Below are 18,563 nucleotides of genomic sequence, written 5' to 3'. Positions count from 1 at the left end.
TATCATATAGGTATATTATTGGTTATCAGTCTAAAATAACTATTAAAAAACCGTTTCCCTCCCACCAACCATCACCTTTTCCACCTTAATATTCCCATAAACCACATCCAACGACGGTTTCCCACCTTTCAAACTCACATTCCCAAACCCAGTTTCAGTACTCAGAAAACTCGTAAAATCCCCAACTCGAGAGTCGATGTAAAGCGTTTTGGTTACCGCATCAAAACGAACGCCGGTAAGTGCTTGCAAATAGCCGTAGCTAGCCAGTGCCCGGGCATACCAATGACCGCATTCGTATTCGTTAAAAGGGTTGCGGATACGGCCATCGTATCGGTCACGCGAGGCGCGGAGAATGCCAAGACCTTCTTCCACGTTACCCATCAGCATTAAGTGGGATGCTACCTGGTGCTCAATGCCGGTCCATACCTCGTCGCTGTAAACAAATGGCAGGGATAGTTTTCCGCCCTTTGGCCAGGTACATAATAGCAGACCTGCCTCGTCGCCCAAGGCATAGGACGGGCGCTGCGGGTTGGCATGTTCGCTCAGGTCTTCTTTAAAATTATACTTATAAACCGCTTTAATATGGCTGTTAATTTTTTGCGGATCGATCGTCTCTGGCACCATGCACATGCGTCCTATCCATGCCCCGAGTATGCCGTCAGAAAGGCAGCCTTTGCCGTACTGGTATTTTGGTCCTTCCTTTTCCAATAATGCCTGCGCTTCTTTTGAATATTCGCCCCCAAATGATTGCTCTGTAGCCGGGTTTTTAGCACTCAAACCGGCGACGGTTATTTTCTGTATAAAATATTCGCTGTCGTACAATTCGCTTTCCAGCATTTTCTTGCCTTTGGATGATAGCTGCCGGTAAAACCTTACATCCTTTCCCAGGAATTCGCCCATGGCGCTAAATGCATTGAGCGCGCCGATATAAAAGCTGGTATGCATCCCATCGGGTCCCCAAAATTCAATGTCGTAGGTGTTATGGTGCGGCTCTTCTATTACGCCTTTATGGCGCGGATCCCAGGTTTTGATGCAGTAATCCATGCTTGTTTTTACCATGGGATACATCTTTTTGATCCAGTTATTATCCCCGCTGATGCGCCATTCGCGATAAACCTTCATTATGCCGCCCAATTGCCCGTCTGCAGCAGCATGAAAATCATGTGCTGCCGGCCCTATGGGTAGGTTGGCCCTGAAAGTTTGATGCCCGCTCTCATCCTGGCTCTCACAAAACTCGGTATGCCGCAAACTTCTTTCCAGCGCCGGGAACAGGTGCGGGATAGCCTGCGCATAGTTCCATACATGCGTGCACGATCCGTGACAGCATCCCCATGAGTCGCCGCAGCCTTCAAAGCTCCACAAGCGGCCATCAAACTGGCGCATTACCGTTGGCGATTTCAGGATGGTAAGATTGGCTGCAACGGCTTCGATTACCTCAGCTGGCAACGTGCTATTGTAAAAGGTGGTACTGAATAATCCCGACTTCTTTCTCAGGTCGTCATAATTCTGAGCCCAATAAGCTGTAACAGCGCTCACGCTATCAAATTTGCTGCTATACCAGGGCTTGTAAAACTTACCATTAAAATTCTTATCGTATTTATCCAGTTCCAGATCCGAAGGTGTATTGCAGCATCCGCTGGCAGCATCGCAGTCTTGCTTGCGGGTCCTCATTTTGCCGAAGGTAATTTCCGAATCAGGCGTGTACCAGGTCATCATCACTCTAATGACTTTTTTCTGACCGGCCTCCAATTTAAATGGCACGTATAAGCTTGCCCCCGGAGCATCATTAGGCACAGGTGGGTTGCTTTTTGCCTCGCCGTTTTTTATCGCGTTCCATGCCATGGTGAACGGGTCCCACCATCCGCCCCTAAACCAGCAATGGTCGACCACGGTATTCTCTTCTGCCGAAAAAATGGCAAAATCTGTAGGATATGGTTTTTCTTTTGTTCCGACTTCGGACAAGACAAAGCCGTTTTTGATTGGCTTTATACTATTTTTTCCCTCGTCAACCTTTAAAAAATTCTTCGCATTAAAGGAGAAGACCGCGTCAATGGCTGTTTTACCAGGATTAGTAAAGTGATATTCAATAGCCCCAGCCGGCAAACTCGAATTGTCATCATCAGTTGGAATAAAAGGGCTCCAACCAGTAATTTGGATCAATAAGGGAATGTCCTTATCCGTAAGTTCAATCTGGCAAAAAGGGAATTCCGTTTTAAAGCTTGCACTATGAAAATGCGGCAATCCCGTGGTCGATCCACTCAGACCATTTCCTGCATCGTGCAAACCAAATTTTTTCCAGTCAGGCACCGGACCTTCCATTAACTTGGCCCCGTTTTCGATGCCTTTTATTGAAATGGCAGCAAACATCCCCGGATCATTAAACATATCCGGCTGGTTGCGTACCGATACCTGCGAAACAACACCCGTGCCCTCCAAACAAAACATACCAGCACCCAAGCCGCCTATCGGGAAAGCAACACGGTTAAGGAATTCGCCAGTATAGGGTGTATTATATTTTCGCTTTTCATCAGAGTGCTTTTTGGATAATTCGGCTGGGTATGGTGCCGGCTCAGGTTTCTTATCCGCTATGCTAAGTATATTTAGCGGAATAAAAGCCATTGTTCCGCCCACGCTGACGCTTTTTAAAAAGTCTCTTCGGCCAGAGGTCTTTTTACCTGGTTTGTCTCCCATAAAGTTTATGATTGGTGCCTGAAATTATCAAAAATAATCTGAATAATGCACAGGCTTTGAGACTTAAAGCTCAGAACTCAAGACTTATGCCATCCTTCACTGTGCCAGCAACTTCTTCTTCTGCGCGTCATACTCCGCCTGGGTAATGCCCCCCGCGTCCAGTAGTTTTTTTAGTTTGAGCAGTTCGTCGGCAACACTGTATTGGGTTGCTGTACCGGATTTCTGATCAGCACAGGGCGTTACTTCACAGGTCTTTATCGCTTCGTCTATCCAGATATCGCAGGTCGGCAGACCACCGGTTTTGATGGTGATCACCGTTTTATCACCGCCGCCCATTTGCCTTACATTCTGAATCTTTTTGATCACATAACCGCTGCCCGACATATCTTTGCGCGCAGTCATACTGTTGCTGCGCCGCGGGTCCGGCGGGCCGGGAAGCAATTGATTGATCTGGATATATTTAAAATTACCGTCAGGCATTGATCCTAATCCAACTTTAATGGTATCGCCCGGATGATAAGTTATCCCATTTGACGCATGATATTCTTTGAGTTTTTGTGCGAACCCGATAAACGGGGCTAAAAATAAGACTGTAAATAAGATTTTCTTCATCAGTATAATATTGAAAATTTAGGTAAACTATGTTTAGTTCAATCTGCAATAAGCGGAACTAATGCAATTTAAGTGACTTATTTCAGATCATCAAATGATATTTATCATATATTTATTATAGCTTTTGCCTCTATATTAGATGAATTTGAAACTCAATATTAAATATGTGGTGGCAATACCTGTTAGTTTTCCTAGGGGCTTTTTTGTTTGATGTTGTGCCAATTCCGCTTCCTCCGGCCTTTACAATTATGGTCTTTCTGCAAGTTGCATTTGGACTCGACATCTGGTGGGTAATTATCATAGGTGTAGCAGGTTCTATTTTGGGCAGGTACGTACTTACATTATATGTTCCGATGCTGGCTGACCGAATATTCAAGAAATCAAAAAATGAAGATGTACAGTTTCTTGGCGAACGGATGAAGGACCTTGGTTGGCGCGGACAGGTTGCAATATTAGCCTACACTTTGTTGCCATTGCCCACCACCCCCATATTTCTGGCCAGTGGTATGGCCCGCATCAACGCGATTTACGTGATACCTGTCTTTTTTGTTGGCAAATTCACAAGTGATGCTATTACAGTGCATTTAGGCAAATACGCATCAGAAAATATCGAAAATATTATTGACAAAGGTTTCTCCTGGCCATCAGCTGTTAGTCTGATATTAGGGCTATTCTTTATAGGTGGTATTTTATTTATCGATTGGCGTTCACTGCTTTTAAGGAAAAAGCTTTTATTCAATTTCGGGGTGTTTAAGCGAAAATATGTTGTGAAACATGATGTATGAACGCTAATCGATTATTATTTACCCTCGTAAATAACCCCCGAAGTTGCGGTTTCATTTAGTTCGATTCTTTTCAATTCAGGTATCAAAAGCTTTATTCTGTTCCAAAGCCACACAACCAAGTTTTCGCTGGTGGGGTTTTCCAGTCCCTCTAAATTATTCAGGCAATGGTGATCGAGCTGGTTAATTATAGGACTGATATGTTTTTTCAAATCGGCGAAGTCTATCATCCATCCATAAGGCCCTGTAATTTCCCCATCAATAAAAACTGTTAACCGATAAGTATGCCCATGCATGTTTTTGCATTTATGCCCTTCGGGTACGTTGGGCAAAAAGTGCGCTGAATCGAATGTGAAAGTTTTATAAATAATCATCGCGGCAAAACTGCGATGCCAGAATCTATTAAAAAATGATCCTTATCAATTTTGCAGACGAAAAATTATAATTAAATCCGATTATGCCTTTTCTGATAATTTAATAGGGAAAGAAGCAAAATCAGTCCTGCAATAAAATAAATACACAACACCAGTGCCGAATTGCGCATACTGTTGGTGATGTCGTCTACCAGGCCAAAACTGAACATCCCTCCTACTATTGCCAGTTTTTCGGTCACATCATAAAAGCTAAAAAATGAAGCCGAATCGGGTATATCCTGCGGTATGAATTTAGAATAAGTAGAACGTGAAAGGGATTGTATACCACCCATTACCAGTCCAACCACTACCGCCAGGAAGTAAAACTGATTGGAATTGGTGATAAAATAAGCAGCAATACACACCACTATCCAAATGCTTACTACCAGGGTAAGCACCTTTATGTTGCCAAATTTATCCGACAGGCGCGACATCAGTGTAGCCCCGCCAATAGCCACCAGTTGGATGATCAGGATAATCGATATCAAGGACTTGGCTTCCATGTGCAACTCTTTTGCTCCGAAGCTGGTTGCTACAAGCATGATAGTTTGTACACCCATTGAATAAAAAAAGAATGCCGGTAAAAAGCGTTTCAAAACAGGCATATTCTTCACCTGCCGCCATACATTGCCCAGCTCAATAAAACCACCTTTGATAATATTTTTATGATGACTTTGTGCATTGGGACTTCCCTTTGGCAAAATAGTAAAGGGTATGTAAGCAATGCATATCCACCAGATACCCACCAATAAAAATGATAATCGTGCCGGGAACGATTTGTCAACAATACCAAACCATTGTGGCTCAAGCACAAAAGCGAAACAGATAAGTTGCAATATTACACTGCCGATATACCCATAGGTGAACCCTTTGGCACTTACACGGTCCTGCATGTCCAACGTAGCAATTTCGGGCAGGTATGAATTATAAAAAACGAAGCCGCCACTATATCCTATAGCTGCAAGCCCGAAAAATATCATGCTGGTTTGCAAAGTATCAAACTTGAAAAAATATAGCATGCAGCAGGATATTGAGCCGAGCCAGGTAAAAAACTGCATGAATATTTTCTTATTCCCCCTGTAGTCGGCTATGGCTGTTAACATTGGCAATAGGATAACAATTACCAGGTAGGCTGCCGCCAGTGTATAATCAGAAAGCGCCGTATTGACAAAGCTGTGCCCGAAAAAAGTTACATGATTACCTGTTTTGTCGTTATTGGTAATGGCAACATAATAAGCCGGAAAAATAGTTGAAGTAATGACCAGGTTATAGGCTGAATTGGCCCAATCAAAAAAGGCCCAGGCACGTATGGTGCGTTTGTTGTTTTTAGCTTCCATTTAATAAGCTAAATGTATATAAATTTTTTACATCGATAAAAATCAGTCAATCACAACCCGGTATTGTCAACTTATTAACAAATTAACATTTAATTAACAATATTGGCAATTGTAGCTAATTTTTAATGAATTTATGTTAATAAAAGTCTATTTCAGCTAGTTTATACTTATCTTTGAACTAAATGCGGCAGCCAGCAGGCTACTGAAATACAAAAATATCCATTATGAAACACGGACTTTTAATCGATATGGATGGCGTCATCTATAGCGGTGAGGATTTGATTACCGGAGCAGATACATTTATAAGTTACTTACTCAAAAACGATATACCTTTTACGTTTATGACCAACAATAGCCAGCGTACACGGCTGGAAGCGGTACGTAAACTTAAGCGGCTTGGTATAGAAGTAACCGAAGATCATATTTATACAAGTGCTATGGCGACCGGGAAATTCCTGGGAGACCAAAGTCCTAACGGAACTACAGCTTATGTTTTAGGCGAAGGCGGTTTGTTAACCAGTCTACATGAGAATGGTATTACACTGGTAGATACTGATCCTGAATTTGTGGTTTTGGGTGAGGGGCGAAATTTTACCCTCGAAATGGTACAACGCGCGGTAGACATGATATTGGCAGGCGCTAAATTTATCACCACCAACCGTGACCCGTCCCCCAAAAAACCCGGATGGAACAACCTGGGCATTGCAGCTACCACAGCCATGATTGAAGAAGCCACAGGCCGAAAGGCTTTTGTTACAGGTAAACCAAGTCCCGTAATGATGCGCTCGGCACGTAAATATCTCGGACTGGAAACTGCCGAAACCACAGTTGTCGGCGATACGATGGAAACTGATATACAGGGCGGTGTGCAAATGGGCTACAAAACCATCCTTGTGCTCTCCGGAATATCTGATAAGGACACCTTGAATCATTACGCCTTTAAACCGGACCTTGTGGTGAGCTCGGTAGATAAGATCAAGTTTCCATTGAAGTGGTGGTAATTGCGGTCATAAATTGTTTCTCATTTATAAAACATTTAAAACGTTTAATTGATTATGTATTAATGAGTAAGACAATTCTGTGCCATGCAAAAATATCAACGGCTATCAGCAATAAGTATCTTATCGGCTGCCGTTATTATAGGCAGTTGTAAAACAAAATTTGATACCACAAAATCAAGCTTTACAGCTACACGCTCGGAAGCTACATTGGAACATGGCCAGGTATTGGTTTACAGTATTTGCGGCGGATGTCATTATGATCCCTCTGTCGGTAAATTTATCGGGAAGCGTATTCATGAAGTGCCAGGTATTGTGGGAAAAGTATATTCTGCAAATCTTACCAAATCCAAATCAAATGGCATTGCTCCCCGCTATACAGATGCAGAGTTAAAATATTTGCTCAAAACAGGCATAGCCCGAGATGGTCGTTTTATCCCCTATATGCTGAGGCCCAATATGGCCGATGAGGACCTTAATGATATCATAGGTTATCTCCGCTCCGATGATCCGGCCGTAGCTGCTGCTGATACATCTATCGGAATTAGTCATTTGACATGGATTGGAAAAATGGCAATGAACATGATGGCGAAGCCTCTGCCTTATAAAACGGAAATAAAAAGGCCGAACGAAAGCGACTCAGTTGCCGCAGGTCGCTATTTAATAGACAACATTGGCTGCTTTCATTGCCATTCAAAAAGTCTTACCAAGCTAAATTATCTTATTCCTGAGCAATCCAAAGGTTATATGGCGGGTGGTATGAAATTTAAAACCCCGTCAGGGGGCGAAATATATGCCTCAAATCTTACCCCGGATAAGCAGACAGGGATTGGCAATTATAACAAAATACAGTTCCGTGAAGCTGTAAAAGAAGGCAAATCACCCAGCGGAAAACTACACCCGCCAATGCCTGAATTTAAAAGGCTAAGTGACCAGGATGTAGATGTTATGTACACTTACTTAAAATCTATCCCGCCCCAAAATCATAAAGTACAAGGTCACTGATATAATATAATGTAAAAAGTCTGTGCGATATAAAACCGGTTAAACTTCATCGGCCGGATAATGAATGGCAGCTATATTTCTGACTTTATCCAGTACTTCCATCATTAAAAGAGTATCGGCAAAGGAAACGACATTGCTTTCTGTTAGCCCATTTCTCAAACAATCATTTACATGCCGGGCCTCATATTGATAACCAAAACCTTCTTCTTTATGTACAGCGATAAGTTCTTTTGAATCCGGTCGTCCATTATAAAACTCGATGTTGGAGGACGGCTCATAAAACCTCGATGTAAGCCTGATCCTTCCGTCGGTGCCGCTAATGTCGGCTTCTGTTGCCAGGTTAGAAGAAAAGGTAGAAAACAATTGGGCCAAAGCCCCATTTTTATAGCGGAAAAGTACAGCGCACTGCTCGTCAACGCCGGTAGAGGCGGGTGTCATGGTAGCCTCAATATGGTCGGGTTTGCCAAGCACACTCATTGCTATGAATATATTATAAATACCAATATCCATTACGGTGCCGCCACCCAATGCAGGATCAAATAGCCTGGCAGGGATAGGTGGGATTGGTTTAAAACCAAAGTTTACCAATACAGACTTGATTTCGCCCAATAAACCCTGCTTTATCATCTCAATCGTTTTGATGTAGTGGGGATGAAACTTAGTCCACATGGCCTCCATTAAAAAAAGTTTCTTTTCTTTTGCCATGTTAATCATTTCGACAGCCTGCCTGCTGTTCATGGCAAAAGGTTTTTCGCATAATACAGCTTTGTTATGTTGTAGGCACAGCAAGGTGTTTTCATAATGCAGATTATGGGGCGTGGCTATATAGATTACATCGACTTCAGGGTTTTGAGCCAATTCCTCATAGCTATAATGGCAATATTGCACCGGAAATTCTTTGTTAAACTCATCAGCTGATTGCTGACTGCGCGAGCCGATGGCTATTAATACACAATTTTCTGCCAATCTAAGGTCGGATGCAAATTTACGTGCGATGCGCCCTGTGCCTAAAATACCCCAGCGAATAATTCTCATTTTGGTTAGATTATGTTTAAGCGATATACGAAGATAGATTAATTGAGTGCGTATAAACAAAAGGCGGATAACACAACACATGCTATCCGCCCTTTTTATAGGTTGCAGATTACTTTGCTATTTCAGATGCGAACGTAGGAACCACACCATTTTTTCGTGTGTTTCCATCAGCCCGGTGATGAAATCGCTGGTACCTGCATCGCCGTATTCATTGGCAAAGGGATTAATATTTCCTCTGATAAATTGAATAATGCTGTCGTGATCCTCAACCAGTTCGCGGATGAAGCCGAGGCTATCGTTTGATCTTTCGGTGAGCTCTCCCAAATGAGTAAGCTGTAAAAAGCTTTTCAAGGTAGCGGGTGCATAATGACCGATCATGCGAATACGCTCTGCAACGCTATCCATTATCTCATCAAGTTCTTCGTATTGTGACTCAAAAAACAAATGCATCGAATGAAAATCAGGCCCTTCCACGTTCCAGTGCGCGTTACGTGTCTTGGTGTACAGAACAAATTCGTCGGCGAGTAACTTTGCAAGTTGAGTGGAAACAGCCTTCCTGTTTTCTTCGGAGATTCCAATATTGGTTTTCATGGGTATGGGTTTAAAGAATAAGTGTGTTTTACTGTAATTTCAAGGTAGAACAAATATAGGAAATGTGGATTGGTGAAATGACAATTGATTTAAAATTGACGTTGGCTTTACCAGTACATAATTTGGGAAGGACACATAAAATAAAGCAAGCAAACAACTTTTTAGGTTATTGGCTGTCAGTGCAACGGATGGAACGCATTACAACACTTTGAAATACTTTATTAATAACCCAGCCAAATTGACCGGGTTTATTTCATCATCTTCAACTATTTTTCACCATCCGGCATCCGTATATCGGCCCAGCACCGTTACCGGCTTTAGGCAGCAGCTTTATCGTCACTTTTGATTTCCCTTTCGTTAATTCAACCGGAATATCATAGGATATGTTATAAAATTTACTCTCTTTATATTTATTCAAATCCTCTGTTGCAATTTTAGCGCCGTCGACCAGGATGTCGAATACCCTACCCCTATTATCCATTCCCCAATAGGTATTGATCAAGGTATTTCGTGAACCTGTGTCCGTTTTCATTTCAAAACTTAAAAATCCCCCGTTTTCTGTCGATCGCCATTTTTTCTGATGATCCTCGCCGGTTATTTCGTGCTCACCGGTAAAGTTGTGGTCCCGCTCTGGTTGCATCTCGCCCAAACGTATTACGTCGGTAGTATGAGCTTCAAGGGCCTGTTGTTTTTTCAGATCTTCCTGATAAGCCTTTTGTTGCGCGGCCCACGTTTCCGGTGAGAAAACATCCCAGTAAACCGAATAATATTGATTCGTTGTTTGATTAAAAGGTATAAGTTTAATATCGGTTGGTTTCGCAATACCCTTAGTCTGGAAGGTGAGATTTTTGGGATCGGTCATTTGCAACCATTGATTAGGATCATTTGTGTTGGTCACAAAAACTGGTATGCCCTTAAGCGGATCGGGCTCAGTATCGCCCAGCACACCAGCAAGCAGCACTGGACCGTAGAATAGTGCTTTACGATTCATATTGTCCGGGATAGCTTCGGTATAGAGATTTTCCTCAAAGGTGCACTCAATTTTGTCCTTGTTTTTCCATTTGTGGTTTAAAACAAGGTATCCGTGTCCGTCAGCCGATACCTTTTGTGCGGCTCCATTAATTTTAATTGAATAATTAACGGCCCATTTAGGTTTGCGTATGCGTATTGCAAAAGCTGTTGTTTTCAGCGTATTTATAGTAAGATCAACTTTGTTATCGGTGGGCAAGCCTGTATTTTGAGTAATGGTAACGCCTTTGTCCTTCCAGTAAAGTACGGATGGGATAAATAAATTGACATACAAGCTGCCGTCACTCCCCCGGAAATAAATGCTTTCGTTGTATTTGACATGGTTCTCCATGCCTGAGCCTACACAGCAGGTGAACGTTGTAAATGGGGTGCTGTACTCTTTTTTCCCGCCCATACGCAGCGACACAAAATAGCACATCATTCCGTCTCTGTGGTTTTGCGAAGCGAGTATATGATTGTATAATGCCTTCTCGTAAAAGTCCATCAAAGTTGCCGATGGGTTAGCAGCAAACAGATGCCGTGTGAGTTTCAGCATGTTATAGGTGTTGCAGGTTTCAGTGGTGCTCTCAGTAAGTTTGTCATTTAGCTTTCCAGGCTCGCCAAGATATTCGTAATTACTGTTGCCGCCGTTTACGTAGGAGTGATTATGTGTTATCGCTTCCCAGAAAAAGGTTGAGATGCGCTCATCTTTCAGATCACCGGTAAGCTCGTAGCGCCGGGCGCTGGCGATAACTTTTGGAATCTGTGTGTTGGAATGCTTTCCTGCAAGGATGTCTTTTTGCTCAGCTAAAGGATCGAGAATAGGCTTATCATAAAATTTATAAGAAAGCGCCAGGTAACGCGGGTTTGAGGTGATGGCATATAAATTTACAAGTGTTTCGGCCATACCGCCATATTCGCATAACAGCATTTTTTGCAATTGGTCATCGTTAAGGTTTTTAATCGTCTCACCAGTCCAATTGGCCATTCCTTTGCATACGGTTAGCGCTTCCTGGCTATGACAATATAAATAGGCGTCCAGTAGCCCGGCCATTACTTTATGTACGGTGTACCAGGGCGACCAGCCCCCATTCAAATCAAATCCTCTCGATCTGATATCACCCCTGGCAACTTCAGCCCATATTGTGTCTTCTTTAGGTATCGCGCCCACATAACCTGTTTTACGTGCCAGTTGGCACTCCCTCAGTTCTTTTACAATATAATTAGCTCTTTCTTTAAACTTGGGGTCGTGGGTAGAAGCATAATGCAACGAAATTGCTGAAAGGTAATGCCCGAGCGTGTGCCCGGCCAGTCCCGACGACTCCCATCCTTCATATAAGGCTCCTTTTGGTTTCAGGCCTGAGTGCGATCGAAATCCCGACAACAGCCGGTCCGCCTCGATGGACAATAAATAAGCCGCGTCCTTTTCCATCGCCTCCTGAAAAGGGCTTTTCAGCAGATGCACATCCTGCAGGTCAAATGAGTAGGCCTTGATCTCAATTTTAGGTCTTATCGCCAAACGGTTATCATTTAACTCAGGTACGTATGACTGCGCATTCGCTTTGTGAGCGGCAAAGAAGGTCGCTGACAAACAGCATGCAGCAATTGCAAGATATTTATTCATTTAATTCAGGTTATTAAATTAGCAAGATACTCTTTAAGTTTTCGGAAAACAAAATTATCAGACACGACAAGCAATAGTGGCAAATTATTGACTGGTGCTGTGCAAATTTTATCTTGTTAATATTCGTGGCAGGTTTTGTACTACCCGGCATAAAATAGTAGCATTGTTTTGTTTTTTCTCTTGAATAAGTGTGATATTGACACACATTTTAGCAGTGTTTTCTTATATATTAACCTTTATAGTAAAACAGTTGAATATTTGGGTTAAATAATTGTAAATTTCAGAAAAAGATTAAAAGCCGAGCTATGAAAGTATTACAATTTACTATCCCGGTAGTTCATGACAAAAGTGTCATCACGGAGCAGGTGGAGTTACCTTATCACTACCCCTATCTGCACCGTCATAAGGAGGTGCAGGTGACCTGGATACAACGAGGTGAAGGAACTTTGATAGCTGGCAACAATATGCATGCTTATTCGTCGGGCGAAATTTATTTTTTGGGTGGCAGCCTGCCTCATCTATTCAAAAGCAACCCTGAATATTTCAAACCCGGTAACGGTAAAATGATCAAGGCAATGACTCTTTTTTTCAATCCTGCCGGTTTATTATCGCCGCTTTTTGAGTTACCCGAAATGAAAAGCCTGAAACTTTTTTTGCAACAGCATCAACAGGGTTTCAAAGTCCCCGATAATCATTTTCAGCAGGTTTCACAGGCGATGATTGAAGTAAAGAATGCTGCTGGCTCCAACAAGCTTGTGCAGTTTTTCGGACTGCTGGAGAGCATGATGGAAATTGATACTAAGCTGGAACCACTTTCGTCTTATGGCGATTTACCTGCCATCACCGAAAACGAAGGTATCAGGATCGGTAATATCTACAATTATATCATGAAAAACTACATGGAAGCCATCACCTTAGAAGATATTGCCCAGGCGGCTTGCATGACCCCCGAATCGTTTTGCCGGTACTTTAAGAAACACACCGGGCACACCTTTATATCATTCCTCAACGAGATAAGGATAAACGAGGCCTGCAAAAAGCTAACCGCGCATAGGTTCGAGAGCATATCGACAGTAGCCTATAAATGTGGTTTCAAGAGCATCACCAATTTTAACCGTGTTTTTAAATGCGTTATTGGCACTTCGCCACGTGAGTACCTTGATAATTATCTAAATAGTGTGAACAGTGCCTCTAAAATTGCAAGCTAACAATTTGCTCTTTTTAAATAACCTGCTTGGCAGATTTATGCCATGTAATGAAATTCTAAGTTCTAATATCTTAATCATGATTTGTTTTAAAAATCGGAGATCATTCGACAGTAATAAGCTTTTTGTACAGAGCCTTATCTTACTCCTGACTATATTAGTCCAGGCTGATGCGAAAGCACAAAAAATTAATCAGCAATCGAGCCTGTATGAACAGGCAAGTGAGGTCAGCGGACTGGTCATTCAATATGGCCAGGATATTAATGCAATCAAAGATTTTTACTGGCCTTATCATCTTAATCCTAACGAGGAGTATCAGCAGAAATATCCCGTGCTGAACTCGCCCGAACAAAGGAAGCGGTTGACAGAGGTCAATAATGATTATCTTAATAAACTTGACCAGGTTGATTTTGACGCGATGAGCGTTTATGGAAAGGTAGATTATATCCTGCTAAAGAAGAAAATCAGGTTCGAGCTGGGAAGCCTTCAAAAGGAGGAAGAACAATATGATAGTATCAGGAAGTACATTTCGTTTGCAGATGACATTTATCTGTTGGAGCAAAAACGCCGGCGCGGCGCGGCAATGGATGGACAGGAAGTGGCCGATCACTTGAATTCAATTCTAAAAAAGCTTAAGACAGACTCCATTGCCATAAGTAAAGTACCATTTTTGGATATGAAGCTTGCGGCTAAAGCTCATGAGGCGGTGACTGGGCTAAAATTCAGACTGAAGAACTTTTTTGATTTTTATAATGGCTACGATCCTTTATTCACCTTTTGGGCTCCAAAGCCATACAATGCTTTGGACAGCGCATTAACGCTTTATGGTAAAAAGATCATAAAAAAAGGGAAGCTTCTAACTACTCAAAAGCCCGACAGCAGCGGCATAAAAGGTGTTCCGATAGGTCGTGATGAGATCATTCGTCAGCTAAACGCCGAAATGATACCCTATACGCCTGAGGAACTGATCAGGCTTGCAACAAAGGAATTTGCATGGTGCGATAAAGAAATGCTAAAGGCATCGAGGGAGATGGGTTACGGCGACGATTGGAAGAAAGCTTTGGAAAAAGTGAAAAACAGCTATGTAGCGCCTGGTAAACAGCCTGAACTGATTTTGAAATTATATAATGATGCTATCAGCTTTATAAATGAGAAGGATCTGATCACGATACCTCCTCTTGCTGAAGAAACCTGGGGCATGATTATGATGACACCAAAGCGGCAACTGGTAAACCCGTTTTTTACGGGAGGCCGTGAAATCAGCATTTCCTATCCGACCAACACTATGCAGGAGGACGACAAGCTGATGAGCATGCGCGGCAATAACCCCTACTTTTCCAGGGGTACCGTACAGCACGAATTGATACCGGGGCACAATTTGCAATACTTTATGGGCAGTAGATATAAAGCTTACCGTCAGGACTTTGCTACACCCTTTGCCATTGAAGGATGGTCGTTATACTGGGAACTGCTGCTTTACGACCAGGGTTTTGCTAAAACACCCGAAGAACGGGTAGGCATGTTGTTTTGGCGGATGCATAGGTGTGCACGCATTATTTTCTCGCTCAACTATCATTTGGGTAACTGGACACCGCAGCAATGCATCGATTTCCTGGCCGACAGAGTGGGCCATGAACGAGCAAATGCTGAAGGTGAGGTAAGACGGTCATTTGAAGGGGGCTATGGGCCATTGTACCAGGTAGCTTATTTGGTTGGCGGACTACAATTGATGAGCCTTAAAAAAGAGCTGGTAGACAACGGAAAGATGACTTACAAGCAATTCAACGATGCCGTTATTAAAGAAAACCTTATCCCGGTTGAAATGACAAGAGCGATACTTACCGGCGCGCCTTTGAATAAAAATTTTAACACAAGCTGGCGGTTTTACGACCTGGGCAAATAGCCCGAATAAGATCCCCGGGATATTATCCTGAATAAACTACGTTTCATTTTCTTAAGCCTCATGGTTTGATCCCTTTTTTGCGATATCAGGCGCCTTTATGAACACGTCTTGTTTTTGCACCACTTGCTGTGTTTAGCGGCCAGACATTTCTCCGCATAAATCTTCTCTAAGTACGATCTGTGAACTTTATGTAACAACTATGTTAAAATACTGCAACTGTTAGCAAGATTCCTGAAAAAAAAGCCGGTCGTTACCCGATAGTTTTACTGCTCCATTACTTACTAATTGATCATTGAAAAGAAACTTAAAACTATTGACTATGAAGCTAAAACATGTACTTAAAAAGCTGATTGTTTGCTGCTTGGGAGTGCTTGCACTCTATTCAGCCGCATATGCCCAGGGAATCTCCCTCAAGGGCCATGTGCTGGATTCACATGGCACGCCTTTGCCGGGTGTGGTGGTGAAAATAAAAGGCACTACCCGTGGTGTCGCGACCGATGCACAGGGTGCCTTCGAGATAAGCTATAAAGCGCCTGCAACTTTGGTAATAACTGCCATAGGTTATATTACCAGGGAAATTAATTTAACAAACAACGAAAGCATTGAGATCAGATTAGCCGAGGATAACCAGCAGCTTGATGAAGTAGTTGTTACAGCCCTGGGTGTAAAGCGTGAGAAGAAGATTCTGACTTATAGCAGCCAGGAAATAAAGGGTAATGAACTGGTACAGGCGAAAGACCCAAACCTGGTGAATGCTATTGATGGAAAAGTATCTGGCGTGCAGGTTACCACCTCGTCGGGTACACCGGGAAGTTCGTCACGTATTGTTATTCGTGGTGCTTCCTCTTTTTATGGAAATAACAATCCTCTGATGATTTTGGATGGTGTGCCTATAGATAATAGCGAGACGGGCAATCTCAATTCCGGGCCCGGTACCAATAGGCTAGCTGATATAGACCCTTCAATTATTGATAACATTAACGTGCTAAAAGGGGCTGCTGCCACAGCTTTGTACGGCTCGGACGGTGCAAACGGAGTAATTATTATTACTACAAAAAACGGTGCCAACAATCAGAAACCTACTATTAATTTTTCGTCCGATTTTTCGTTCGAAAATCCGTGGCTCCCTCAAATTCAGGATAAATATGCACAAGGTACACATGGGATATTTTATGACGGTACAAACCAGAAAACAAGTACCTCCTGGGGGCCTTTAATGGACACCCTGAAGATCAATGGCCAGCCTGCTAAAAAGTATAACCAGGCCGATCTGTTTTTTAAAACTGGGCACACTTATAACAATACGGTTAGTATAAATGGGGGTGGTCCGGTTTCAAATTACTTTGTATCTTATTCCAACTTCAACCAAACAGGTACAGTGCCTAATACGTCTTTTTTGAGGAACACCATCTTCACCAAATACAGTACGCAGATAGTGAAGAACTTAACTGCTACCTTCCAGCTAAATTATTCGAATACCCAAAATATACGCATGCCTGAAGGTTATGCCCTGGAGAGCCCGGTATGGACCATTTTCGCGGCTCCGATATCTTATAATATGCTACCCTATGAAAATGAAGATGGTACGCAACGTTTATACCGTTATTCGAGGAATAACCCATATTGGGTACTGAATAATATATCTAATACCGCCGCCATTAATCGTTTCCTGCCTACTTTCACTGCTGACTATAAGCCGTTGAGCTGGCTTTCGGTAACTGAACGGTTTGGAGCAGACGTATATACCGAGCAGGATAATTATCATGAATCAGCTCAGTCGGTATCTAACCCCAATGGCCGTATCGTGGTCAATAATGCCATGTTCAGACAGTTTAATAACGACCTGATCATAAGTGCGAAGCACGAGTTTGGCGATTTTAATATAGACGGCATAATCGGTAATAACATTTACTCTACCTATTCCGAATATGCCTATGCCAATGGTTTGGGATTAGCAGTTGCCAGTTTGAATAATATTAGCTCGGCTTCTAATATCAGCTTTTCTGAGAACCATTACCTGTCACGCAGGATCGGGTTCTATGCTCAAACCAATATTGATTACAGAAGGTTTCTCATCCTGTCGTTGACCGGAAGATATGATGGCAGCTCCGTACTATCAACTATTCATAACTACTATCCCTATGGTTCAGCCGCTACAAGTTTTATATTCTCCGAGTTTTTCTCTAAAGAATTGCAGGATGTAATGAACCTTGGCAAGGTACGTATATCTTACGCTACAACAGGCGATAGCAATGTCGGGGCATATTCACTTACTACACCCTATTTGAGTCAAAATAGTAGTAATCCCATTCGAAATATAACCTTTCCTTATCAAGGGCAATCCGGATTCTTGCTGAGCCCGACACTGGGTAATCCCTTACTAAAAAACGAAAGAGTAAATGAGTTTGAAGTGGGCCTTGAAACTGGATTTTTCAACAATAGAATAAGTCTTGAAGCATCTTACTTTATTAAGAAAACTACAGATGGTATAATACAAGGTGTACAAACTGCTCCGTCTACCGGCTACAGTGGGACAACTGTAAATACGGGGGTTATGCAGGATAAGGGTTTGGAGGTGTTATTAAATGTGGTGCCTGTAAAAACCAAGGATTTCAAATGGGATTTAACACTCAATTATACACGTATAAGAAACAAGGTACTGAGCATTTATGACGGATATCAACAAATAGGGAATGGCTTTACCACAATAATAGTAGGCCAGCCTTATGGAACTATTTTTGGTACAAAATATGCCCGAAATGCACAGGGAAAACTGCTGATCGATGATACCGGACTGCCATATGCTGATTCGGAACAGGGCGTGATTGGCAATACCAACCCTGACTGGATGGGTGGCCTGACTAACAATTTCAAATACAAACAATTTAATCTGAGTTTCTTCTTCGATGTGAAGAAAGGCGGCGATATTCAGAACAATGTAGATGGCTATGGCTACTTTTATGGAACGCCTAAAGCAACCGAAAACAGGGGGCCCAGAGTAGTTCCGGGTATTGTTGCTTCAACAGGCCAGCCTAATACCATATCTGTTGACGGGCAATCTTATTTTCAACGGATAAGTGGTATTGAGCAATCGGTAATACAAGACGGAACTTATATTAAATTAAGAAATGTAAGCGTAGGGTATACCTTAAAGCCAACTTGGTTAAAGGGAAGCCCTTTTAAAGCGATGGCTGTAAGTGTTACCGGCCGTAACTTGTGGCTCTATGCACCGCACTTTACAGGAGGCGATCCAGAAGTAAGCTCATTCGGTTCATCAAATGGTTCACAAGGGATTTATTCCTTTTCCACACCTACATCAAGATCAATCGACTTTAACCTGAAACTCACGCTTTAATCAT

Annotated in this window: 13 protein-coding genes; 6 read left to right on the top strand and 7 right to left on the bottom strand. The window is 42.5% G+C overall.

The genetic code is table 11. From position 1 onward, the window contains the following. Positions 1-42: 42 nt before the first annotated feature. The gene (locus tag Q3A68_RS03925; protein WP_302899744.1) at positions 43-2,691 is read right to left on the bottom strand and encodes a GH116 family glycosyl hydrolase; all 2,649 of its coding nucleotides are present in this window, start codon (positions 2,689-2,691) and stop codon (positions 43-45) included. A gap of 96 nt (positions 2,692-2,787) precedes the next feature. After that, positions 2,788-3,303, bottom strand: a complete 516-nt coding sequence (locus Q3A68_RS03920) for an SHOCT domain-containing protein (protein WP_302899743.1) — start codon at positions 3,301-3,303, stop codon at positions 2,788-2,790. Between the two features lie 248 nt (positions 3,304-3,551). On the opposite strand from Q3A68_RS03920, the gene Q3A68_RS03915 reads away from it, so the two are divergent. Beyond that, positions 3,552-4,088 carry a hypothetical protein gene (locus Q3A68_RS03915; protein WP_302899742.1) on the top strand — a complete coding sequence of 179 codons (537 nt, stop codon included), beginning with the start codon at positions 3,552-3,554 and terminating at the stop codon, positions 4,086-4,088. Between the two features lie 14 nt (positions 4,089-4,102). On the opposite strand, the gene queD is transcribed toward Q3A68_RS03915, so the two are convergent. Further along, on the bottom strand, positions 4,103-4,459 hold the full coding sequence (gene queD / locus Q3A68_RS03910) for a 6-carboxytetrahydropterin synthase QueD (RefSeq protein ID WP_302899741.1): 357 nt from the start codon (positions 4,457-4,459) through the stop codon (positions 4,103-4,105). 71 nt (positions 4,460-4,530) lie between these two features. Further along, positions 4,531-5,835: an MFS transporter gene (locus Q3A68_RS03905; protein ID WP_302899740.1), complete on the bottom strand. Its 1,305-nt coding sequence runs from the start codon at positions 5,833-5,835 to the stop codon at positions 4,531-4,533. A gap of 224 nt (positions 5,836-6,059) precedes the next feature. Here Q3A68_RS03905 and Q3A68_RS03900 point away from each other — a divergent pair, with 224 nt between their 5' ends. Both Q3A68_RS03900 and Q3A68_RS03895 read left to right on the top strand, forming a co-directional pair. Further along, positions 6,060-6,836 (top strand): HAD-IIA family hydrolase, encoded by a 777-nt coding sequence (locus Q3A68_RS03900; RefSeq protein WP_302899739.1) that lies wholly within the window; start codon positions 6,060-6,062, stop codon positions 6,834-6,836. Positions 6,837-6,920: 84 nt separating this feature from the next. After that, a complete protein-coding gene (locus Q3A68_RS03895; RefSeq protein ID WP_302899738.1) occupies positions 6,921-7,838 on the top strand; it encodes a hypothetical protein in 918 nt (305 codons plus the stop codon). A 39-nt stretch (positions 7,839-7,877) separates the two neighbouring features. Here Q3A68_RS03895 and Q3A68_RS03890 read toward each other — a convergent pair whose 3' ends face one another. The 3 genes from Q3A68_RS03890 to Q3A68_RS03880 form a co-directional block, all read right to left on the bottom strand. Further along, positions 7,878-8,873: a Gfo/Idh/MocA family protein gene (locus Q3A68_RS03890; RefSeq protein WP_302899737.1), complete on the bottom strand. Its 996-nt coding sequence runs from the start codon at positions 8,871-8,873 to the stop codon at positions 7,878-7,880. Positions 8,874-8,990: 117 nt separating this feature from the next. Then, entirely contained in the window at positions 8,991-9,464 is a 474-nt protein-coding gene (locus Q3A68_RS03885) for a Dps family protein (RefSeq protein WP_302899736.1), read from the bottom strand. A gap of 262 nt (positions 9,465-9,726) precedes the next feature. Then, positions 9,727-12,096 carry a glycoside hydrolase family 127 protein gene (locus tag Q3A68_RS03880; RefSeq protein WP_302899735.1) on the bottom strand — a complete coding sequence of 790 codons (2,370 nt, stop codon included), beginning with the start codon at positions 12,094-12,096 and terminating at the stop codon, positions 9,727-9,729. Between the two features lie 305 nt (positions 12,097-12,401). Between Q3A68_RS03880 and Q3A68_RS03875 the strand changes: the two genes are divergently transcribed. From Q3A68_RS03875 to Q3A68_RS03865, 3 genes are all read left to right on the top strand, one after another. Next, positions 12,402-13,304: an AraC family transcriptional regulator gene (locus Q3A68_RS03875; protein ID WP_302899734.1), complete on the top strand. Its 903-nt coding sequence runs from the start codon at positions 12,402-12,404 to the stop codon at positions 13,302-13,304. A 76-nt stretch (positions 13,305-13,380) separates the two neighbouring features. After that, complete coding sequence (locus Q3A68_RS03870; protein WP_302899733.1) at positions 13,381-15,204, top strand: DUF885 family protein; 1,824 nt, start codon at positions 13,381-13,383, stop codon at positions 15,202-15,204. Positions 15,205-15,523: 319 nt separating this feature from the next. Continuing rightward, the gene (locus Q3A68_RS03865) at positions 15,524-18,559 is read left to right on the top strand and encodes a SusC/RagA family TonB-linked outer membrane protein (RefSeq protein ID WP_302899732.1); all 3,036 of its coding nucleotides are present in this window, start codon (positions 15,524-15,526) and stop codon (positions 18,557-18,559) included. The last annotated feature ends 4 nt before the right edge of the window (positions 18,560-18,563 follow it).

This window comes from Mucilaginibacter tolerans (assembly GCF_030519375.1).
Taxonomy (GTDB): Bacteria; Bacteroidota; Bacteroidia; order Sphingobacteriales; family Sphingobacteriaceae; genus Mucilaginibacter.
The sequence above is the reverse complement of the archived record's forward strand: the minus strand, read 5'-3'. Positions and strand labels throughout refer to the sequence as shown.